This is a genomic window from Pseudochrobactrum algeriensis (genome assembly GCF_018436245.1).
In the GTDB taxonomy this organism is placed as follows: domain Bacteria; phylum Pseudomonadota; class Alphaproteobacteria; order Rhizobiales; family Rhizobiaceae; genus Pseudochrobactrum; species Pseudochrobactrum saccharolyticum.
Genome location: NZ_CP075361.1, coordinates 459,311 through 475,787, shown reverse-complemented (window position 1 = coordinate 475,787; position 16,477 = coordinate 459,311). Strand labels below are relative to the sequence as shown.

General features: G+C 52.2%; 17 protein-coding genes. 2 read left to right on the top strand and 15 right to left on the bottom strand.

All coding sequences use genetic code 11. The features are described 5' to 3' along the window. The first annotated feature begins 23 nt into the window (after positions 1–23). A complete protein-coding gene (locus KHQ09_RS04285; protein WP_213596536.1) occupies positions 24–683 on the top strand; it encodes a TetR/AcrR family transcriptional regulator in 660 nt (219 codons plus the stop codon). A gap of 69 nt (positions 684–752) precedes the next feature. Here the strand turns inward: KHQ09_RS04285 and tdh are convergent, their stop codons facing one another. From tdh to KHQ09_RS04230, 11 genes are all read right to left on the bottom strand, one after another. Further along, entirely contained in the window at positions 753–1,787 is a 1,035-nt protein-coding gene (gene tdh, locus KHQ09_RS04280; protein WP_022709494.1) for an L-threonine 3-dehydrogenase, read from the bottom strand. 10 nt (positions 1,788–1,797) lie between these two features. Continuing rightward, complete coding sequence (locus KHQ09_RS04275) at positions 1,798–2,985, bottom strand: glycine C-acetyltransferase (protein WP_075654271.1); 1,188 nt, start codon at positions 2,983–2,985, stop codon at positions 1,798–1,800. 86 nt (positions 2,986–3,071) lie between these two features. Next, a complete protein-coding gene (locus KHQ09_RS04270) occupies positions 3,072–4,154 on the bottom strand; it encodes an NAD/NADP octopine/nopaline dehydrogenase family protein (RefSeq protein ID WP_213599795.1) in 1,083 nt (360 codons plus the stop codon). Between the two features lie 58 nt (positions 4,155–4,212). After that, positions 4,213–4,818: a helix-turn-helix domain-containing protein gene (locus tag KHQ09_RS04265; protein WP_022709491.1), complete on the bottom strand. Its 606-nt coding sequence runs from the start codon at positions 4,816–4,818 to the stop codon at positions 4,213–4,215. Positions 4,819–4,847: 29 nt separating this feature from the next. Then, positions 4,848–5,423 (bottom strand): peroxidase-related enzyme, encoded by a 576-nt coding sequence (locus KHQ09_RS04260; RefSeq protein ID WP_116086657.1) that lies wholly within the window; start codon positions 5,421–5,423, stop codon positions 4,848–4,850. Next, on the bottom strand, positions 5,416–5,919 hold the full coding sequence (locus KHQ09_RS04255) for a CMD domain-containing protein (protein WP_213596534.1): 504 nt from the start codon (positions 5,917–5,919) through the stop codon (positions 5,416–5,418). The genes KHQ09_RS04260 and KHQ09_RS04255 overlap by 8 nt, the downstream gene beginning before the upstream one ends. After that, positions 5,919–7,418 carry an NAD(P)-binding domain-containing protein gene (locus KHQ09_RS04250; protein ID WP_213596532.1) on the bottom strand — a complete coding sequence of 500 codons (1,500 nt, stop codon included), beginning with the start codon at positions 7,416–7,418 and terminating at the stop codon, positions 5,919–5,921. The genes KHQ09_RS04255 and KHQ09_RS04250 overlap by 1 nt, the downstream gene beginning before the upstream one ends. Positions 7,419–7,496: 78 nt before the next feature. Continuing rightward, a complete protein-coding gene (locus KHQ09_RS04245) occupies positions 7,497–8,573 on the bottom strand; it encodes an ABC transporter ATP-binding protein (RefSeq protein ID WP_213596530.1) in 1,077 nt (358 codons plus the stop codon). Then, positions 8,573–9,367 (bottom strand): ABC transporter permease, encoded by a 795-nt coding sequence (locus KHQ09_RS04240; protein WP_022709486.1) that lies wholly within the window; start codon positions 9,365–9,367, stop codon positions 8,573–8,575. Before KHQ09_RS04240 ends, KHQ09_RS04245 begins: the two co-directional genes overlap by 1 nt. Continuing rightward, positions 9,367–10,353, bottom strand: a complete 987-nt coding sequence (locus KHQ09_RS04235; RefSeq protein ID WP_033315823.1) for an ABC transporter permease — start codon at positions 10,351–10,353, stop codon at positions 9,367–9,369. The genes KHQ09_RS04240 and KHQ09_RS04235 overlap by 1 nt, the downstream gene beginning before the upstream one ends. Before the next feature lie 116 nt (positions 10,354–10,469). Then, complete coding sequence (locus KHQ09_RS04230) at positions 10,470–11,579, bottom strand: extracellular solute-binding protein (RefSeq protein ID WP_213596528.1); 1,110 nt, start codon at positions 11,577–11,579, stop codon at positions 10,470–10,472. Positions 11,580–12,405: 826 nt separating this feature from the next. On the opposite strand from KHQ09_RS04230, the gene KHQ09_RS04225 reads away from it, so the two are divergent. Beyond that, positions 12,406–12,783, top strand: a complete 378-nt coding sequence (locus tag KHQ09_RS04225) for a hypothetical protein (protein ID WP_238481560.1) — start codon at positions 12,406–12,408, stop codon at positions 12,781–12,783. Positions 12,784–12,816: 33 nt separating this feature from the next. Here the strand turns inward: KHQ09_RS04225 and KHQ09_RS04220 are convergent, their stop codons facing one another. From KHQ09_RS04220 to KHQ09_RS04205, 4 genes are read right to left on the bottom strand one after another with little or no spacing between them, the layout of a single operon-like run. Further along, positions 12,817–13,332 carry a DUF995 domain-containing protein gene (locus KHQ09_RS04220; protein WP_213596526.1) on the bottom strand — a complete coding sequence of 172 codons (516 nt, stop codon included), beginning with the start codon at positions 13,330–13,332 and terminating at the stop codon, positions 12,817–12,819. Between the two features lie 31 nt (positions 13,333–13,363). Continuing rightward, entirely contained in the window at positions 13,364–14,320 is a 957-nt protein-coding gene (locus KHQ09_RS04215; protein ID WP_213596524.1) for a glycoside hydrolase family 26 protein, read from the bottom strand. A gap of 15 nt (positions 14,321–14,335) precedes the next feature. Further along, the gene (locus KHQ09_RS04210) at positions 14,336–14,941 is read right to left on the bottom strand and encodes a DUF995 domain-containing protein (RefSeq protein ID WP_238481559.1); all 606 of its coding nucleotides are present in this window, start codon (positions 14,939–14,941) and stop codon (positions 14,336–14,338) included. After that, a complete protein-coding gene (locus tag KHQ09_RS04205) occupies positions 14,938–16,383 on the bottom strand; it encodes a UDP-glucose dehydrogenase family protein (RefSeq protein WP_213596522.1) in 1,446 nt (481 codons plus the stop codon). Before KHQ09_RS04205 ends, KHQ09_RS04210 begins: the two co-directional genes overlap by 4 nt. Positions 16,384–16,477 lie beyond the last annotated feature (94 nt).

Sequence of the window (16,477 nt, the reverse complement as noted above, 5' to 3'; positions counted from 1 at the left end):
TCAGAGCGTCGGAGGATTACAGAATGAGTAAAGTGGATATGAACACTTCCAAAGCTGTGCGCTCGCGCAATGCACAAGCCACAAGCCAGGCTATTCTCGAATCAGCCATTGTTGAATTTTGCGAATATGGCCTGAGCGGCGCCAGCACATCGCGGATCGTCGAGCGCGCGGGCTGTAATATCCGCATGCTTTACCATTATTTCCAGAACAAAGAGACACTGTATAAAGCGGCTCTGGAACAGGTTTATAACCAGCTGCGCGGCAGGGAAGCAGAGCTGAGCATACTCGACCGCGACCCGATGGATGCGATTAAAACCCTGACCGCATTCACCTTTGATTATATGCGGGACACCCCTGCCTTTATCAAACTCGTGCTTGGTGAAAACCTGTTGCAGGGAGAGTTCATCCGTACCATCCCGAGCATACCGCGCTCGTCACGCCCGTTTATCCAGTCGATCCAGACACAGCTCGACCGCGGTGTTGCGGCAGGAATATTCCGCTCAGGGATCGACGCCACCCAGCTTTATATTTCCATCGTCTCTCTCAGCTTCATGTATCTTTCCAGCCAATATACGCTGTCCGTTACTTTTGGCGTCGATATATCCTCGGAGGAGAATATCCGCACACGCCGCCTTCACGTTGTTGATATGATTGAGAAATATCTGAAACTAAGCGCTGAATAAGCCATATGAAACAAAAACTGCCGTCAGATCGCTATAATCTGACGGCAGCATAAAAAGCACAGGCCGTATTTACCAGTCCATGACCACTTTGCCGGAATTGCCGGAGCGCATGGCCTCGAAACCGTCTCGAAATTCATCAATCCTGATACGGTGCGTAATAACCGGAGACAGATCAAGCCCGCCCTGCACAAAGGCGATCATCTTGTACCAGGTCTCAAACATCTCCCGCCCGTAGATGCCTTTCAGATTGAGCATTTTGAAAATGACCTTGTTCCAGTCGATTTCAAAACCCGCAGGGGCGATACCGAGAATAGCGATCTTGCCGCCATTATTCATCTTGTCGATCATGTCGCGGAATGCAGGTGCAGCACCGGACATTTCCAGCCCGACATCAAAGCCTTCTGTCATACCGATGGATTTCATGACGTCATCAAGATTTTCTCTTGAGGCATCCACCACATAATCAATGCCGACTTTTTTGGCCAGATCCAGCCGCACCGGATTGATATCGGTGATGACAACCTTGCGCGCGCCCGCACGCTTGGCGACCATCGCCCCCATGATGCCGATCGGGCCTGCACCGGTAACCAGCACATCTTCGCCGATCAGGTCGAAAGACAAAGCCGTGTGCACCGCATTGCCGAAAGGATCGAAAATAGCGGCGATTTCATCCGGCACTTCATCGGGAATTGCCACCACATTATATTCCGGCAGGCAGATGAACTCTCCGAAAGAACCCGCGCGGTGCACACCCACGCCCAGCGTATTGCGGCACAGATGACCACGCCCCGCACGGCAGTTACGGCACTTGCCGCACACAATATGCCCCTCACCCGAGACGCGTTCGCCGACTTTATATTTAGTTACAGCCGAGCCGATCTCTGCGATCTCGCCCATAAATTCATGACCGACAACCATTGGCACAGGCACGGTGTTTTGCGCCCACTGATCCCAGTTCCAGATATGCACATCCGTACCGCAGATTGCGGATTTTTTGACCTTAATCAGCACATCATTCGGGCCGATCTCAGGAACAGGGACGTGCTCCATCCACAGACCCGGTTCTGCCTTTGCTTTCACCAGGGCTTTCATCATATTTGTCATTGGAGTTCCCTCAGATAATGCCTAATTCACGGCCGGTTTGTTCAAAGACCGCAATGGCTTTGCGTACATCCTGCTCCGAATGGGCTGCCGACATTTGTGTACGGATACGCGCCTGACCTTTCGGCACCACAGGGAACGAAAAGCCGGTCACATAGACGCCTTTTTCAAGCATTCGCGCGGCCATTTCCTGTGCCAGCGCCGCATCACCCAGCATCACCGGAATGATCGGGTGGCCGTCTCCGGCAAGTGTAAAGCCGAGCTTTGTCATTTCACGGCGGAACAGTTCTGCATTCGCAGCGAGACGCGCGCGCAGTTCCGCACCGTTTTCGATGAGATCAAAAACTTTCAGTGATGCCGCAGCAATAACCGGCGCGAGTGTGTTGGAAAACAGATAAGGACGTGAGCGCTGTCGCAGCCATTCCACAGTTTCAGCTTTGGCAGATGTATAGCCGCCGGATGCGCCGCCAAGCGCCTTACCGAGCGTGCCGGTGATAATATCAACCCGTCCTTCAACGCCGCAATATTCCGCAGAGCCGCGACCGTTTTTGCCGACAAAACCAACCGCATGGCTGTCATCTACCATGACCATCGCATTATATTTGTCCGCGAGATCACAAACGCCCTGCAGATTGGCAATAATTCCGTCCATCGAGAACACGCCGTCTGTAGCGATCAGTTTAAAGCGGGAGCCCTCCGCCTTCTTCAGCTCTTCTTCAAGCGCAGCCATATCATTATTGGCGTAACGGAACCGTTTTGCCTTCGACAGACGGATACCGTCAATAATCGAGGCATGGTTCAGCGCATCAGAAATAATTGCGTCTTCTTCACCGAACAGCGTTTCAAAAAGCCCGCCATTCGCATCAAAACAGGAAGAATAAAGGATGGTATCTTCCATGCCAAGGAATGAGGAAATCCGGTCTTCCAGCTGCTTGTGCTCTTCCTGCGTCCCGCAGATAAAACGCACCGACGCCATGCCGTAGCCATAACGGTCGAGCGCTTGCTTGGCAGATTCTGTCAGCTCCTCATTATCCGCCAGTCCGAGATAATTATTGGCACAAAAATTCAGAACGCGATCTCCCGAGGCCACTTCGATTTCACCGGCCTGTTTGGAGGTAATAATACGCTCGGTTTTATACAGGCCGGATGTTTTCAGGCCATCCAGCTCGGAACGGAGATGTCGAAGAAAATCATGTGTCATGCTTGAAGCTCTCTCACAATTATACCGGCATCTGCCCCGCATTTTATCAGGATTTTCCGATGCAGGGCAGACAGAATGCAGATCAGTTATTGACCGGTTGCATAACCATTTTTGCAAAGTCCGGTCAGGTCAGACAGGGAAAGCGCATCCATATCCAATGCGTTCAAAAGATCGTTTTCAGCAGTAAAATCCCGTCCGTACATTGCCGAGAAGATTTTAACACCTGCCTCATGCAGTTCGGCAGGTTTACCTGCAAGACGTGCCAGTCTGGCAGTCATCACCAGACCAAACGGCACATCTTCCGTGACATAGCGGCTGTCCGCTGTGGTCGGGCCGGCTCCGCCATTGCCTGCGGCATGCATTTCCTGATTCATCTGCGAAATCGAGCTGACAGGAACATGGAATGAAAGATGGAAATGCTCGAAAATCGTCCGCACTTGCAGCCCCAGAGCAGTAGCAACATTGATGCGCTCCTGATCCAGATCTTCCAGAAGACGCCCGACATTCGGCGTTACATTCTGCCCCTGACTCCAGCTTTCACCGCGTTCCATACGGGTCATATTCCCCAGTGCAATGCCCATGTGGTTTTGCGGATTGAGATTGGACAAGGCAATGGCCAGCAGGCTGCCACGATCCACGAAACGATCCCCGAACAATGTCTGGCAAAGTGCCAGCCCTTCTGCGCTGCGAGATTCCGGCACTGTCGCAAGATCAATACGTTTGCGTACAGTATTCACATTCACTTCCGTCTGGCTCAGCTGACGGCCTGAGACAACCGTAGTTCCCCACGCAATGACCGGCACGCTGATATCACGCGCAGCCAGCAGACGGGACAGATAGAGCGCACCAAAGGAAGCATGGGAGCTGATAATAACGCTCTGCTCCGCACGGATATAAGGTGCCACAGCATCCAGCACCGCCTTGTGCCCATAGGCAGGCAGAGCCACTACCAGCACATCAGAACCTTCGGCCAATGCACGTGCATCAGCAGCCACCTGCGGCCGGAATGTGCCGGTCACAGCACCGGAGGCAGTCAGCGCCTCGCCTGCGGCCAGCGCTTTTGTGCGCTCACCCGATGGTGACCAGAGAATAGCTGTATGGCCTGCCTGTTCCAGAAATGCTGCCATACCAAACGCGATTGATCCGGCGCCAATAATCCCTGCCCGCATAGTTTTCTGTTCCTCACTCATAATCATTCAAATTATTCTGCGGTTGTTCCGCATTTTGTTATTTGGGTCGTAAATTGCTGCCAAAGCCGCCATTCACACCGGCAAAGGCAACGACCAGAAAAGCTTTGGCAGGCTGGCTGCCGATACTGGTCAGGCAATGCGGCACCTCTGCCGAATAACGGGCTGTCTCGCCTGCCCTGACCACTGTTTGTGACGCTGTGTTGGAAACGTGGATTTCACCCTCAAGACAATGCAGATGCTCCATTGTTCCCGGACTATGCGCCTCACTCTCCAGCTTGCCGTTGAGATCAAAATTCAGGAGATACCATTCGATCAGTGCAATCATGCCGGCCGGTGCAAGAATCTGCAAAGTACAGGTACCGTCCGGACTGCGGATCGTCGGCGTCAGATTGCCGGGCAGCAGATGAATCTGATCTGTCCGCTCATTGGTCACGCCGCCCATCAGGCAATCCAGATTAACCCCAAGCGCCTGTGTCAGATGCCACAGCGTGCCATAGGTCGGATTGGCATTACCGCGCTCGATCTCGGAAAGAATGGAACGCGATACGCCTGCCATAACGGAGAGGTCTGCCAGTGTAAGTTTTCGCTCTTTACGCAAAGCCTGCAAACGAGGCCCGATTTCCGGTGGTGTCAGCTGCTTCATTTGCTCACTCCTCAAACTATGCCGCAGACCTATTCCTCTACAGGCTCTCCCAATGTATGCATCAGTCTGTTTGCCCAGCCGAAAAGCGATGCAGACAGAATGAGATCAAGGATTTCATTCTGATCCAGCCCCGCCTCAGCCAAAGCCTGCATGTCGGTTGCGTCAGCCTGCGGCGGGCAGGCCGAGAGGCGAACTGCAAAATTGAAAATTGCTTTCAGCCGCGGTTCAATATCCGCATTCACACCATCACGAAAAATGGCGGCAATGGTATCCTCTTCCTTTGCCAGCTGATTATAGCGGCTTGCATGTACCGCCGCGCAATAGATACATTGGTTTACAACCGAGGCTCCTACTGCCCCGATTTCCCGCTCTGCGCGGGACATGCCGCCGCGATTATACATCACGCCGTTAAACAGCGGTGACCGGTGTTTCAGCGTTTCAGCATCATGCGCCAGCACCAGAAGATAGTCAGAAACCTTGGTATTGGACGGCGTGACTTTCAGCGCATCCAGCTGTTCCGGCGTTGCATCCGCCAGCACAACCGGCGTCACATAGGGTTTCCAGACCGGCACTGTTGTCGTGAATTCATGAATGGTCTTACCCATGTAAACCTCTCATCAAACGCAAACCGGCTGCAACGCGGATCTGATAACTGACAAAAGCCAGAAGCTCCGAAAGCCGTACAATATCAGCGTCATTCACACCGGCCTGACGCAGCTTTTCAATATCGGCACCTGTGGCATCTTTAGGAGAGCGCGTCACAATATCCGTATGCCGGATCAAAGCCTGCAAACGCTGATCGTCACCGCCGCTGAAGCTCAGATCAGCAATCAAAGCCGCTTCTGCAGCATTGCCCGCCTGTTCCAGCAAAGTTGTGAAATGCTGTGTCAGCGCTTCGTCCTGATTATGTCTGGCAACTCGCACCGCAATGGCAGCGCGCTCTGCACGGGACAGCCCGCCCGCATCAGCAGGCATTAAGGCACTGTCATGGGTTTGCTGTGTCAGCGCCAGAATATCCGCACGGCCTGCCAGTACCTCACGCAGAGGATCTGTGGCTCCGATACCGGCGGCGCTGATAAGAATATCCGTGGTTTCCGTCATTATACCTCCTCCGCCTGTTGCGACTGTATCTGCTCTGCATCCGGTAAAGGTGAAGCTTTCCACTCATCGCCCTGCAGTTCCGGCGTGCTGTAATCCAGCAAGGCCTGCCAGTGCTGCTCAAAATTTTCCTGATAAAGCCGGGCTGCAATCTCACGGGCGAGAATGGCCGCGCCTTCGCTGATGCCCGGAATATCGCCGCTCAGCTTGCCAAGACTGGCCGCCGCACCGGCATTGAAACTGTAGATATTAGCCAGCCAGGGAGCCGTGCCTGCCTCTTTCTCGCGGAAAGAAAAGTCAGCGGACAGATAAGGATGATTGCCGAGTTCTTTATTTTCTTCACCGGCCGGTGGTGTATAGCAATCGCGCCAGAGCAGGATTTTATCCGCATAGGCTTCCAGCTCTTTGCGCGCCAGCGGGTCAACGGTGAAGCCGGTGCCGAGGATCAGGAAATCCGTAACCAGCCGGCTACCGTCCTGCGTTGTGATAATGAGTTCATCACCGCTCTGCTCGACCGATTTCACACCGGCATTAAAATGAAAATACGCATTGTCATGACGGCTGACCCGCAGCGTTGAACCGCGCGGCGCAGGGGTCTGGGTGCGCAGTGAATAATTCATGATCTGCCAACGGCGGGCATCATCCAGCTTGGAAAAAGCGGCCGTGAAGCCAAAGGAGCCAATACCCATCAGTTTGTTGATCTGCGGCATTTCCTTGCGGCGGATGAGATGACGCACTTCTTTGGCACCGGCTTCCAGCGCTTCAGCGGCATTATCTACCGCAGAGGCTCCCACACCGACCACAACCACCCGTTTGGAACGCAGCGCCTGAAAATCAATCGCATCAGAAGAATGCGCCCAGAACTTCCTGTCCAGTCCCGCCACAAAATCCGGAATATTGGGATGCCCCATACCGTCACGACCAGTCGCCATGACAATTTTGCGCGCCAGAATTGTCGCCTCTTTGGCACCACTGCCCGCCAGTGTCAGGCGCATCAGCGGCCCTTCCGGCAGGATGGATTTTACCTCGACATTATTCTCAACCGGCAAAGACAGAACTTTCCGGTACCAGCGCAGATAGTCCATCCACATCGGGCGCGGGATTTTATCCATCTCAGCCCATGCATCATTGCCGAATTGTGCCACATACCACGAGCGGAATGTCAGCGAAGCAATACCATAGGCAGGACCTGTCAGCTGTTTTGGCGAGCGCAGTGTTTCCATACGCGCATAAGTCAGCCACGGGCCTTCAAAACCTTGAGGACTGCGGTCGAAAATACGGATATTACGGATGCCGCCCGCCAGCAGTGAAAATCCGGCAACGAGCCCGCACATACCGCCGCCGATAATCACGACATCATGCACTTTCTCTGCACTATCAGTCGTTTCCACCCAGTTTGCAGGCGGATAACACAGACAAGCCAGATCATCGCGGACACGATGTTCCAGTTCTTCAAGAGTGGAAGCGGCAACGTTAAGCGGTGCCTGCACGTTATATTGCATAACTCATTTCCATCCGGTTTTCTCAGATAATGATGAAATTCCGGTCACATCAGAGCGACCGGAATGATCTGCATGACCTCAGTTCGAAACAGGCAGGACTGTTGCGCTTTCCGGCTTCCAGCTGACCCAGATATCATCCCCGACGGAAGAAGTGATATCTGCCGGATGGCTCAACGCATTGAGAACGGTACCGCCGTCCACCTCAACAAAGACAGATGTATGATTGCCTTTGAAGACCAGCTGACGAATGCGGCCCTTCAGACGGTTCTGACTTTCCGGTGCTGTTTCTGTGCAGCGGATCGCTTCAGGGCGCAGAGCAATGAAATAGCCGTCCTGCGCTGAAACGCTCGCAGTGCCGCGCGGAGCCGTCAGAATATTGTCGTTCCAGTTCAGCTTCAGCATATCATTTTCAACGCCGGAAACCTGACTGCGCAGCAGATTGGTTTCACCGATAAAGTTGGCGACAAAAACACTCTTCGGTGCACGATAGAGTGTATGCGGATCACCCATCTGTTCAATGCGGCCTTTGTTCATCACAATAATCTGGTCAGACATTGTAAGTGCCTCTTCCTGATCATGTGTAACAAAGACAAAGGTCTTGCCGGTTTTTTCCTGAATGGATTTCAGTTCGATCTGCATCTGCTGGCGCAGTTTCGCATCGAGCGCCGAGAGCGGCTCATCCAGCAGCAACACCTGCGGATCCGGTGCCAGCGCACGCATCAGGGCCACACGCTGACGCTGACCGCCGGAAAGTTCTGACGGCAGGCGATGTGCATAATCCTGCAACTGTACCAGTTCCAGCAGCTCGGTCACCCGCTTGTGAATAAAGTGCTTGTCGCGGCCTTTTAGCTCCAGACCGAAAGCAATATTCTTAGCAACAGACATATGCGGAAACAGCGCATAATCCTGAAACACAATATTCACATCGCGCTTATTAGGCGGCAGCTTTGTCACGTCTTTGCCTGCGATGATGATGCGGCCGGATGTCGGTGTTTCAAATCCGCCGAGCATACGCAAAGTGGTGGATTTACCGCAACCGGAAGGCCCGAGCAATGTGATGAACTTGCCTGCTTCAATGGTCAGGTTAAGCTCTTCCACCGCAACAAAAGAACCATAGCTTTTTGTTACATTCTCAAATTTAACGATCGGTTCCATTAGCGTGTCCTCGAACGGCGGGTTTTATATTCTGCATAGAGGCCAACGGCTGCGGTCACCAAAAGGACAAGCGTTGCCATGGCGTTGATTTCAGGAGACATACCGCCCTGCACTTTGGCGAAAATCAGCATCGGGAGCGTCGGCTTGTAGCCACCCAGAAAGAAGGTGCGCACAAAGTCATCAATCGACAGCAGCACGCAGAAGATCATACCGCCCATGATTGCAGGCCAGAGATAAGGCAGTGTCACCCGGAAGAAAGCCACAACGCTGTCCGCACCGAGATCACGTGCCGCATCCACCAGATTGCCCGGCATTGTGCGCAGTCTTGTCAGCACCATCACCACCACAAAAGGCACGGCATGCACTGTGTGCCCCAGAATAATGGCGGCTGTACCTGTCGGCATATCAATCGACGAGATGAAAATGCGCATCGAAATCGCCGAGATCATACCCGGTACAACGGCAGGCAGACAGGCAAGCGCAAAAATAATTGCCTGACCTTTAATCCCTTCCGCCACAATCAGCATGGCAATCCATGTGCCGATAGTCGTAGCCGCCAGCGTGGTCGCCGCAGCAATCAGAACGGAATAAATAACAGCTTCGAGAAACTGCTTGTCCTGCATGACCTTGACATACCAGTCAAAAGTCCATTCGCTGATCGGAAAAGCAATGAAACTGGCATCTTTAAAGCTCATCGCCATCATCAGCATCAACGGCAGCATCAGATAGATGACGAAAGCCCAATAGGTTGCTGTCAAAGCCGTGCGCGGTGCATCATGAAACAGGTTACGCATCAGATCACCCTCCGTTTACGGCCGCCGACAAGGCGCATGAAAATTCCGGCAGCAGTTAAGGCGGTTACCAGCATGATGATGGCAAAAGCCGCGCCTACCGGCCATTTATTGCTGGCGCCGTGGAAGAAGCCGCTGATGGTTTCAGGGAACATCACTGTGCCGGGCCCGCCAAGCAGCATTGGTGTGGCGAAAACACCGACTGTCGTGAGAAAGACCAGTGAGCAACCCGAAATAATGCCCTCCTTGGACAAAGGCAGAATAATTCTGCGGAACCGTGTCCATGGACCTGCACCAAGATCGGCAGCGGCATCGAGATAGGATGACGGGATTTTCTCAATCGCCGAATAAAGCGGCAGCAACATATACAGGCACACGAGATAGATCAGGCCGAATGTCAGAGAGAACGGGCCGTAAAGCATCTGGATCGGCCGGTCAATCAGGCCGATTTCCCGCAGAAAAACATTGAGCGCACCACGGTTTGCCAGCAGCATAATGACCGAGAATGTGCGGATCAACTCCCCTGCCCAGAACGGCACGAGCAGCAGCAGCAGTGCTTTGGAGCGGCCTTCCGGACGCACAATTTTCGCAACATAATAGGCAACCGGATAAACCACGATCAGGGTTGCTGTAGTTGCAAAAAGCGAGAAAAAGAAACTGCGGATCAGGGGCGTGAAGTAAATCGACTCCTGAAAGAAGATCGCATAATTATCCAGCGTATATTGCGGCTCACTGCCCGCAGGCAACGGATATTGCGACATCAGGCTGATTTTCAGCATCTGATAAATCGGCCCGACATGCAGAAAAATGAGCCAGAGCAGAGGAAAACCTGCCAGCAGGATCACGCGTCCGTAACGCGAATTGACCGCGGCTCCCAATGTTTTCTGATACAAGCCGGAATTCATGACTTTTGCTATCCGTGTCGAATAGCGCGGCATTTCCGCTTTTTGGCTTATACCAATATCGTCCCTGATAGAGGTGTCAGACATATAGCTTTCCTGTTCAGCCCTGCGACGCATGTCGTGCTGTTTCATCAGACAGTCATTTTACGGGAAGGATGTTTGCGCCGGATCGGGCGCAAACATTCATTCAGAACGCAGAGCCGTCAGGCGGCCTTGACCTCAGCAGTCGCACGGTCAACCAGTTCGTTTTTCATGTCGCGGTTGACGGAGCTGAAGAAAATAACCCGTTCAAGCTGGTTCTGCGGCAAGGTTGCTGCCATCTTCTCACGGTTATTCAGCAAATCAGCAACACCATTGATGGTGGAGCTGTAGCCGGACTGACGGGTCATCGATGCACCGACTGCCGGATCTGCCAGAACTGCATTGAGCAGCTTATAGGCATTTTCCTGATTAGGTGCATTATTGACGATGTTAAGCGTGTAAACGAAGCCGAATGTGCCTTCTTTCGGTGCAGAAAGCTGGATCGGATGGCCTTCCATAATCAGCTTGGCAACCGGACCTGACCAGGAATGCGCCAGATAAATATCTTCATTGATAAACATCTGCTGCACTTCGGAACCGGCATCGTAATATTTACGCACCATATCCTTGTGTTTAATCAGGAGGTCGCGGGCATCATTAGTGGCCTTTTGTGCAAGCTCACGATTATCCGTATAACTGACAAAGTCACCGTCATAGCCAAGATATTGCATGGCCAGTGTCAGGAAGTCGCTGACGATATAAGAGGTCTGCCCCTTATATTCCGGATCAAACATGATCTCCAGACTGTCCGCTTCCTTAACGTAATCGGTATTGCGTGCAAGCCCCTCATAGCCGGCCAGAATTGGCAGCCCCCAGAGCTTGTCCTCAACGCGTGCCCATTTGGCATCCTGATAGACAGAATTAAGGTTTTTCCAGTTGCTGATTTTATCTGTATCAATTGCAGAAATCAGCTTGGACTGGATGAACTGGCTATAGCGGTGCCCAGCAACCGTCACGATGTCGGTTGACGGATTGGCGCCTTCCGCAGTCAGCAGGTTATATTGCTTGCCCTGATCGTCTGTCAGACGAACGCGCACTTCAATACCGGTATCCTTCTGGAACTTGTCCAGAAAGTCCTGCGGCAAAAATTTGTCATAGGTTGTAACATTCAGAACGCCGTTTTCAGCCCATGCCGGACGCGGTCTGATGATATATGGTGACGACAGCACAGCTGTCCCTGCCGCAACCAGCTTCAATGCTGACCGGCGGTTAACCAGAAGAGTCTTCCTCATTATGTTCCCCTGAAGATATTTGTTTTTTATTATCAGGCGCAGATCAGGCTCACCCACAGGATCGATTGAAAATACTTCGCCGCTTCCCTTCGGCAGAAATATCGGATCTGGTGGAAAAATGTCCGCTAAAATGGATAATTCCGATAAAGCAGAAATATGTCAAGGGCTTTATTATAAAGAAATAATTTTTAGCATTATAATCAACGATTATAAACAACAGTCCTTAAAATGCAAAGCAAGTCGAAATTGCATTTTATTTAACATCATAATTTTATTGATAAATTTTGCCAGAGAATATTTTTTTAGTCACGCCTGATTTACGCAGGAGAATTGACAATTTTGCTCTGTGCAACCCAAACTGAAAAATCTTTTATAGCGGAATTCCTCCGCAGCTTCCGCTTCTGCACAGCTCAATAATGAGACCGGATAAATCTCGCAGAGAGAATCTCCTGCCCTGCATGCGCCATTTCGACGCAAATTAAACCATCCGTACAAAAATCTGTCGCAAACGCCCTGAGGTCGCCGATTGCAGGGAAAACGGTTGCAGGCAGGCAAGTTATTGAATTGCAGTAAATTTTATGCAGCACGCCGGGCAAGTACAAAAAACGGTATCATGAGTTACAAGCCTGTCTCGTTGTCCGGCAGCATTCCCGCGAAAAGGGGTTGGGTTCCCGCGACTGATACTATATGAAGCCCTTACAACTTTAGATCTAACTCAATTAGGCAATGCTTCAATTACTAATTGTCCCCGATCTTAATCACTTCGTATTAATTTATTCAGTTTATAAGTTCCTGTGTCACGGCATCGGAACAAAGGTTCACACGAATGCAACTCTTCTCCGCAAAGATCCTCGCGGGTCACCGTAATCGCATGCCTTTCAAATCCACAACACTCGCTCTTACAGCCGTTCTGGCTGGCAGTCTGGCCCTTGCCGGATGCAGCACTGGTTATAATGTCGCTGAGACACAGGCAATGTCTGTCACCAAAGTCGGTTATGGCCTGCCTGCAAAAACCACTGCCATCGCCAAAGCAGATGATATGAAAGCCCCGCGTACGCAACGAGCACCGCGTGTTGCTGCTACCAAAACAGTGACATCTTCAAAATCAGTCAGAGTGGCTTCCGCAAATTATCTGGGACGTGCGCCTTATATCTGCACACCAAGTGGTTTCGGCAGCAAAACACGCTGCTTTAACAGAAGCTGACGGCAAACAAGATATCTGCCGCCAGCCTCATAGTCAGTTGGATGCCATTGCCGGCATCATGCGGTCCAGTTGTCTGCTCACATAATCGCCCCGGCGGAATTTGGTGATTTCATCACCTTTTCTTGCCGGTGCGTGTTTGAAAATATACCAGTCACCATTCGGCTCTTTTCGCTGATAAATCACGCCGTCCTTTTCGCGATGGCTGAAGCAGGTTGTTGCCGGAAAACTGGTACCTTTTTCATACCATGTCGCACGGAAACATAACTTTCCGGGATCGGTGATAAACCAGATCCCCTGACCGGCAGAAGCATTGCTGCCCCTGCCGGACCATGCCTTGAACTGCCGTTTTGATACGGCAAAATAACCGGCACCGTCTTTCCACATCCATGAATTATGGCTGTAAATCCGGTAGATTTCAGAACTGCTGAGCGGCTTAGCCGTGTCTGCTCCTGACGCCGCCGCTGCCTGAGCTGTAAGACCAGCGGAAACGCTCAAACCCAATCCGCCGGCTACCGCTATTATAAGTGTCATTGTACGAAACACTGACATAATCGCCTCCCTCACGCTCAGACAGCGTGGTTCAGTTGGTTGGTGCATTCACAACGCGCCATTCAGGCTTTCCGAAACCGTCCGGCCATGGATAAACTTCACGGTCATTGAAATAAACCACGGTTTTCAGTTCAGGAAATTCCGGATGAGTTTTGGCAACATTTTCCGCCCAGTTGCGGACATATGAGGCATCACCGTCATAGCCCAGTTCGGCAACCCAGATCGGCTTGCCAAAGCCTTTTACACGGTCATAACCCGGTGCCAGACGTTCAGAGAAAGTCTGATCCCCGCCCTTGGTTGCACGGTCGTATTTTTGGTAACCGAAGACGGAAAGACCAATAATATCAACATAGTCATCGCCGGGATAAAAGGCCTGAAGCCCCTCATTGCCCTTTGGTGACCACATATATTTGGCATTTGGCAGGCTCTCCCTGCACACACGCACCATACGCTGATACGCCTTTACATATTCGTCAGGCTGCCAATGCGCCCAGGTAAACTGGTTGTCTGTTTCATCCATTTCCTGCGCCCAACGGATGATAACCGGACTTTTCAGTTTTGCGGCTTCCGTGCAGACCTTGGCCATATACACATCCCGCTCCCCGTTCAGAATACTCTGCAAAAGTTGCGGTGAGGAAATACGCCAGTCCGGCGACCACGACCATGGCTCGACCGAAATCAGCAGTGTACGGCCGCGTTTGAGCGCGTAATCATCAGCAAGTGTCAATGATCCCAGCTCGACATCTTCCCATGGCAGAAACAGATGTTCGATTTTTGAATTCTTGTCATCCCCGAAGTCTCCGTGCGGATCATACGCACCGAAACTGACCGATGCCTGCGTAATCACCGGACGTTTCGTGGATGGCTGGTCTTTGGTTGCTGACATCTCGTTAGGGATACCGAGCGGAGTGCTGCTTGCGGCGTAAGCAGTACCGGATAACATGACCCCGACGAATGACAATGCAACGATTTTGGATATCTTACCCATTGCCTTTCTCCTGCCTTAATTTGCACCGTTCGGAGCCTGTGCAGAGAACGGTTGCTGTTTGGCATCTGCCTGTTGTGTGAGCGGCTGCAGCTTTGCCAGCTGTGCGCTCACAGTGTCCTCAGCAACAAGTTTTTTGAACTCATCACTGTCTGCGGCTTTGGCATGTTTAAAAACATACCAGCTGCCGGAAGGTTCTTTCTTCTGATAAATCGTGTCTTCATAAATGCGGTGACGGAAGCAGGTTTTACCGGCTTCTTTGCCCTGCTTTGCCTGAATGCCATACCAGTCGGCTTTCAGGCACATCAGCCCAGTATCACTGAGTACCCAGCGCCCTTCAGCCCAGCGGGTATCATCCCCTGAACCCGACCAGCCGATAAAGGTACGGTCCTTATCCTGCATACGGCCTGCGCCGTCCGGCCATTGCCAGGTTTTATCCCGGTAAAGCACATAGAGCTCTGCAGCGGACATTGCTCTTGCCTTTGCGGGCACTTTGACCGGCTCTGCGGCACCGGCCGGTATTACGGGCACACCCAACATTGTCAGTACGGCGAGCGCAACACCAAACCGGTGTAAGCCTGCACCATGCTTCTGATTTCTTGTCTTGTTGTTATCTCTGCTCATAGCCTGCTTCTCCCTGCTGTTCCGGCTTTTTCATCATTGCCGGTGTGAAGCCTGCCTCTTGCGCCCCGTCCCTGAAGGACAGGCTGTGTTTCCTTTGCTGCCTTGCCGGCAGAATGTGCTTCCTTGTGATTTCGGGCAGGTTTACCAATCATCGTAATACGGAAGCCCGCTGCCTCTGCACTCTCCTGAGAAACAGCATTACGCAGATCAACAAGAACGGGTGCATTCATGAGTTTTCTCAAGCGGGTCAGATCCAGCCTGCGGATACAATCCCATTCTGTCACGATGACAACGGCATCCGCATTGCGTGCACATTCATAAGGATCATCAATCAAAGCCACATCATCCAGCATCTGCGCCGCATTCGGCATTCCCACCGGATCAAAAGCGCGTATCGTTGCCCCGAAACGCTGCAAAGTCTCGATCAGAGGAACCGACGGTGCCTCACGCATATCATCCGTATCCGGCTTGAATGTCAGGCCAAGAACCGCAATGGTCAGTCCGTCCACATCACCGCCGACAGCATCAAGCACCTTCAGCGCCATTTTACGCTTGCGTGCTTCATTTGCTGTTACGGTTTCCTCGACTACCCGCAAGGCTACGCCGTAATCCTGAGCGGTACGCAACAAAGCCAGCGTATCTTTCGGGAAGCAGGAACCGCCATAGCCGGGACCTGCATTCAGGAAACTGGAGCCGATGCGCCGGTCAAGACCAATACCCAGCGCCAGATCACTGATATCACTACCTGCCAGTTCACACAGGTCGGCCAGTTCATTCATAAAAGTAATCTTGGTCGCCAGAAATGCATTGGCTGCATATTTAATCAGCTCGGATGTGCGTCGTCTGGTAACGACAACCGGCACATCATGCGGTGCAAAGACATCGCGATAAAGCTGCATCAGCACGGCCTGTGCATGCATATCCTCAACACCGATCACCACGCGATCCGGCTTCAGAAAATCTGGAATGGCTGCGCCTTCACGCAAGAATTCAGGATTGGAGGCAACCGAATAGCTGCCGCGGCGGCGCACCGAGCCGATAATCTTGTCAACCGCATCACCGGTGCCGACCGGCACAGTGGACTTAACCGCAACCACGGCACCTTCCGCCAGATGCGGTGCGATTTCCTTGGCAGCCATATAGACGAATGACAGGTCCGCATCGCCGTGTCCGGCGCGCGCCGGTGTGCCGACAGCGATAAACACAATATCCGCATCTTTGACCGCTGCGGCCAGATCGCAGGTGAAAGACAAACGCCCCGCCTGATGATATTTGCTGACCAGCCCGTCCAGCTCCGGTTCATAGATCGGCAGGATGCCCTGATTAAGTCCGGCTATTTTTGCAGCATTCTTATCGACACAGATAACGTCATTGCCCCAATGTGCAAAACAGGTGCCGCTGACGAGGCCGACATATCCGGTTCCTATCATCGTGATTTTCATGATCTGCAACGCCCTGAGGCGCCTCCCTGTTATAATTTTCCAGAGCATTTCAATTTTGATTGAATCCGATGAAATGCTCTATCTCTTTGTTTTT

Bases quoted from the DNA above. Each gene is read 5' to 3' on its own strand.
- KHQ09_RS04285 (WP_213596536.1), top strand. From the start codon at position 24: ATGAGTAAAGTGGATATGAACACTTCCAAAGCTGTGCGCTCGCGCAAT.
- tdh (WP_022709494.1), bottom strand. From the start codon at position 1,787: ATGACAAATATGATGAAAGCCCTGGTGAAAGCAAAGGCAGAACCGGGT.
- KHQ09_RS04275 (WP_075654271.1), bottom strand. From the start codon at position 2,985: ATGACACATGATTTTCTTCGACATCTCCGTTCCGAGCTGGATGGCCTG.
- KHQ09_RS04270 (WP_213599795.1), bottom strand. From the start codon at position 4,154: ATGCGGGCAGGGATTATTGGCGCCGGATCAATCGCGTTTGGTATGGCA.
- KHQ09_RS04265 (WP_022709491.1), bottom strand. From the start codon at position 4,818: ATGAAGCAGCTGACACCACCGGAAATCGGGCCTCGTTTGCAGGCTTTG.
- KHQ09_RS04260 (WP_116086657.1), bottom strand. From the start codon at position 5,423: ATGGGTAAGACCATTCATGAATTCACGACAACAGTGCCGGTCTGGAAA.
- KHQ09_RS04255 (WP_213596534.1), bottom strand. From the start codon at position 5,919: ATGACGGAAACCACGGATATTCTTATCAGCGCCGCCGGTATCGGAGCC.
- KHQ09_RS04250 (WP_213596532.1), bottom strand. From the start codon at position 7,418: ATGCAATATAACGTGCAGGCACCGCTTAACGTTGCCGCTTCCACTCTT.
- KHQ09_RS04245 (WP_213596530.1), bottom strand. From the start codon at position 8,573: ATGGAACCGATCGTTAAATTTGAGAATGTAACAAAAAGCTATGGTTCT.
- KHQ09_RS04240 (WP_022709486.1), bottom strand. From the start codon at position 9,367: ATGCGTAACCTGTTTCATGATGCACCGCGCACGGCTTTGACAGCAACC.
- KHQ09_RS04235 (WP_033315823.1), bottom strand. From the start codon at position 10,353: ATGTCTGACACCTCTATCAGGGACGATATTGGTATAAGCCAAAAAGCG.
- KHQ09_RS04230 (WP_213596528.1), bottom strand. From the start codon at position 11,579: ATGAGGAAGACTCTTCTGGTTAACCGCCGGTCAGCATTGAAGCTGGTT.
- KHQ09_RS04225 (WP_238481560.1), top strand. From the start codon at position 12,406: ATGCAACTCTTCTCCGCAAAGATCCTCGCGGGTCACCGTAATCGCATG.
- KHQ09_RS04220 (WP_213596526.1), bottom strand. From the start codon at position 13,332: ATGTCAGTGTTTCGTACAATGACACTTATAATAGCGGTAGCCGGCGGA.
- KHQ09_RS04215 (WP_213596524.1), bottom strand. From the start codon at position 14,320: ATGGGTAAGATATCCAAAATCGTTGCATTGTCATTCGTCGGGGTCATG.
- KHQ09_RS04210 (WP_238481559.1), bottom strand. From the start codon at position 14,941: ATGAGCAGAGATAACAACAAGACAAGAAATCAGAAGCATGGTGCAGGC.
- KHQ09_RS04205 (WP_213596522.1), bottom strand. From the start codon at position 16,383: ATGAAAATCACGATGATAGGAACCGGATATGTCGGCCTCGTCAGCGGC.